Origin of the sequence: Mycetocola sp. (genome assembly GCF_046716805.1) — a bacterium.
Taxonomy (GTDB): Bacteria; Actinomycetota; Actinomycetes; order Actinomycetales; family Microbacteriaceae; genus Mycetocola_A.
In genome coordinates this window covers 1-3,982 of the sequence record NZ_JBKJWH010000086.1, presented here as the reverse complement: position 1 = coordinate 3,982, position 3,982 = coordinate 1, and the positions used below count along the sequence as shown (strand labels likewise).

Below are 3,982 nucleotides of genomic sequence, written 5' to 3'. Positions count from 1 at the left end.
GGTGTAGACAATCGCGTTCGCTGTTGCAGCAAACGTCATCGTTGACGTCAGTACGACGTCCCCTGCTTTCACCCCCATTCCCAGTAGTCCGAGGTGGAGGGCTGCCGTACCGGAGCTCAAAGCGACGGCGAATTTGACGCCAGTGCGCGCTGCTAGCTCGCTTTCAAACGCATCTACGTCCGGTCCCAGAGGAGCGATCCATCCCCCGCGAATGGCAGAAACGACGTACCGTTCTTCCAGTTCTCCGACATCCGGGGCCGACATGTAAATACGCTCGCTCACTTGGCATCACCGGCCGGCAGCCGCTCGAGAATCCTGGTGTCAGAATTTCGGGGCGATGCAAACATCCGATCTTCCCATCCGCGTTTGTCGAGACGCTCCGGCGAGATGCCTCCGACACGTGCGTGCGAAATCTTTGGGTGGAGTCGGCGCTCGTCGATTTCATTCTGGCCGATCAACTCCTCGTGAAGCTTTTCACCGTGGCGGAGACCCGTGAACACGATCTCAATGTTTTTACCGGACATCGAGATCATGCGCTGTGCGACGTCCAGTATTTTGACCGGCTCACCCATATCGAGGATGAGGACTTCTCCAGCGCTGCCAATGCCTCCCGCCTGGACCACGAGTTGACAGGCTTCGGGGATCGTCATGAAAAATCGGGTGACATCAGGGTGGGTTACGGTCAGCGGGCCGCCCGACTCAATCAACGATGTGAAAGTCGGAAGCATCGAACCCCGGCTCCCTATGACATTGCCGAATCGCACCGACAAATAAGTCCGACCAGTTTCCTGGCCCATCCACGCGGTGAGCTTCTCAGCAACGCGCTTCGAGTGCCCGAGCACGCTGGTCGGGTTCGCGGCCTTATCTGTCGAAATATTCACGAAAGTGGACACTCCGGCGGACCGGGCCGCTTCCAATACATTCAGCGTGCCGAGGACGTTAGTCTTCCAGGCCTCGTCGGGGTACTGCTCCAGCATGGGAAGGTGTTTGAGCGCCGCCGCGTGAAAAACCACATCCGGGCTACGTTCGGTGAAAATCTCTGCCAACGCCTCTTGATCGCGAATGTCAGCGAGAACGACGTCCTTTGTGTCAAGGAGCCCGTGGCCAGAAATGCCGATTTGTGCTCCCTGGAGACCCGTTTCATCCCGATCAAGCATGATCAATTCACACGGCCCGTACTTGGCTATCTGTCGACACAGTTCAGCGCCGATAGACCCGCCTGCACCCGTGACCAGTACCTTCTTGCCCCTTAGATAGCCCGCGATCGTCTCTACCTCGGTGTCGACGGGATGCCGTCCAATAAGGTCCTCAATCGAGATATCGCGCATGTCGGCCAGGCTAGTTTTGCGATTCAAAAGATCTTCCAGCGGAGGCAAGACCTTGACCCGGAGTCCCGCTGCGGTGGCTGCGTCGGAGATATGACGAATGAGTACGGAATCCGCGCGCCCGATGCAGATCACCAGCTCCGTGGCGCGGGTCTTGTCGACAACCTTGTGGAGGTCGTGAAGTGTACCCAACACGCGCACACCGCGGTGTTGAACATTAGATTTGAGAGGGTCGTCGTCCATCAGCGCAACCGGAAGGAACTGCGACGAGGGATCGGTCAGCATACGTCGGACGAGAGTCGACCCTAAATAACCGGCTCCGTAGATGATGGTGCGGTGCGCTTCGGTCCCAGGCTTGTACTTGTGCTCGACATACAGGCGCTTTGCGTAGCGGACGGCGAACATGAGGATCACCGCGATGGGGAAGGCGATGACTGTGGCGCTGCGGGCGATGTCGATGATCGGTCCGAAAATCAATACCGGGATGCTGAGAATGGCGAAGACGCTCAGGGCAGCGAAGACTAAGGCACGCACCTCCTCGAAGCTCCCGTATGTGTAGCGGCCCTTGTAGAGGGCGTAGCCCCATCCCACGACGAATTGGAGGACAACGGCCAGGACTATGAGCACGAAGAGCGCCGTCCAACCAATCTCCTCAAGCATGAACTCATACCTAAAGACCACGGCAAGGAGGAGCGCGACCGTCCACGCGGCGGCGTCGAGCACGAACTGGGCACCGAATCGAACTAGCGGCACTTCGCCGTTCCGAACCTCGGTATCGTCCCTCGAATCTAGCTCTACGCCCATGTCGTTCCCCCATCATCAGATCGTGCAATTCGTTCATCCGCCCACAGCCACATTGTTCCGTCGTCCGCTACGGCCAGCGCTGTCTGGCCGGCCGTTACTTCTTCTCCGAAGCATCCACGAGGAACGCTCGCTGTCTCACCGGACAACGCGACGATAGATGCGGCGGCGCACTCCCCCTGTGCGACCACCGCGACTACGTAGCCGTCTTCCGAGCCGGCGACTGCGACAACGCCCGGAACGTTTATAGCTGACGACCATTCCGCTCCGCTCGTGGTGGTCTCAAAGAGCGTCTGGTTCGCGCACAGTACTAACGCTTCCGAGCTTGAACGAGTTGCGATCGCAACGGCCGAGTCGCACGGCGCCGCAACGGTGCCGCCTGGCGAGTGAACCTTCGCGCGGTCTGCTGGGTCGATGTACCAATACGAGCCAATGTTCGAGGAGTAATCCTCCCAGGCATCGCCAGCAACGAAAGTGCCGACAAGCTGCGGTGAACACTCAGCGTCGAGTGTGACGACATTCGCCTCGGATGAGGATTCGGGAACCACACGGACAAGCGCGGTAGCGCCCGTCGCCGGTGCCGGGTCGGCCACATTCCAGGTCGCGCCCCCATCAGCGGTGTACTCAAGCTCGGACGAACCGTCCGAGCACGCACCGACCACACCGCGCCAGGCCACGTCGCCGTTGACTGCGGCGAGGAGACGCTGCGGAACGGCGACGACGGGCGCGACGCTAGACGTTGAAGTGGCAGAAGGAGTTGGAGTGGCAGAAGGAGTTAGCGCCGTCGACGGCGAGGCGGGCTCTACAGAACTCCGATCAGCCGTCGCGGTTGGCCTGCTATTCGCGTTGAGCGCGAACGCGACAAGAGCGATGTCGAATACCAGGAACAGACCGAGGGCAACAATCCACCATCTACGGCGCCCCTCGCTTGCAGGACGACGGACGAACGATTTGCTCGATGCCATGTGGAACTTCCTATTCCGCAGACGCCGCGCGCTCGAAGAAGGCGAGCGTGCGCTCAACGGCAGGGACAAGCTGCTGACCGGAAAGTGTGTAGACCTCGTCTGAACGCCGGTATGGATCGACGACATCGTCGTCGTCGGCGTTCTGCAGCGGGGTAACGATGCCTCGCAGAGAAGCCGCTGCTTCGACGGCCGCGGCGAATCGACCAGAGATATCATCGCGCGGCAGCAAGGCCGCGTCGGTCAAATCAGCGTCTTCGATCTCGGCGGCAATTCTCGCGAACTCACGGATCGTGAACGTATAGCGGGACGCGCGCGGGTGAAGCTGCACGATAGCTCGTCGGTGCTCACGAGACATTGCGAAAACCACATTGGATTCACGGATCTGCTGCTCGCTGAGCTCTCGGGCGACGTGGTTGGTGGCATCCGTGACACCGTAACTGGCGGCGAGGCTTAGTGCGCGTGCGTCCATCGGCTCACCGACAAGGCCGACGGTGCCGGCGCTGGTGACAGTGACACCCGGGTAAGCATTCAAGCCGGCACGCAACAGCTGCTCAGCCATCGGTGATCGGCAAATGTTTCCGGAGCAGACGGTAAGAATATTGAAGTCGGTCACGACTACTCCATCCTCGCTTCGCGCAGCGTCCGTCGCCCTCTCGCTGCAGTCTTCTTGCTCAACTTCTTACCAGCGACGTGCTCGACGGCAGGCTCCGTCTCCTCGAACTTGCCGTAGCTGTACTGACCGTAGGCATAGGAATCGGGGCCCTTGGTCGGGAGCATCGTCACGACAACACCGGCCAGGTTGCTGCCGATGCTCTCAAGTGTGCGAACCGCTGCAGCGAGTTCGTTCTTCTTCGTCCGGCCGGACGCAGCGACCATGATGACGCCTCCGGT

The 3,982-nt window shown here is 60.2% G+C and carries 4 protein-coding genes and 1 pseudogene; all 5 read right to left on the bottom strand.

Going from position 1 to position 3,982, the window contains the following annotated elements; translation table 11 throughout:
* Positions 1-264, bottom strand: a 264-nt coding sequence (locus tag ACLQ62_RS07310; protein WP_411720990.1) for a DegT/DnrJ/EryC1/StrS family aminotransferase, incomplete at its 3' end; no start/stop codon positions are given.
* 14 nt (positions 265-278) lie between these two features.
* Positions 279-2,129 carry a polysaccharide biosynthesis protein gene (locus ACLQ62_RS07305; protein ID WP_411720989.1) on the bottom strand — a complete coding sequence of 617 codons (1,851 nt, stop codon included), beginning with the start codon at positions 2,127-2,129 and terminating at the stop codon, positions 279-281.
* Positions 2,120-3,091 (bottom strand): hypothetical protein, encoded by a 972-nt coding sequence (locus tag ACLQ62_RS07300; protein WP_411720988.1) that lies wholly within the window; start codon positions 3,089-3,091, stop codon positions 2,120-2,122. The genes ACLQ62_RS07305 and ACLQ62_RS07300 overlap by 10 nt, the downstream gene beginning before the upstream one ends.
* Before the next feature lie 10 nt (positions 3,092-3,101).
* Complete coding sequence (locus ACLQ62_RS07295) at positions 3,102-3,704, bottom strand: low molecular weight phosphatase family protein (RefSeq protein WP_411720987.1); 603 nt, start codon at positions 3,702-3,704, stop codon at positions 3,102-3,104.
* 2 nt (positions 3,705-3,706) lie between these two features.
* A pseudogene (locus tag ACLQ62_RS07290) lies at positions 3,707-3,982 on the bottom strand (hypothetical protein); the annotation flags it as partial.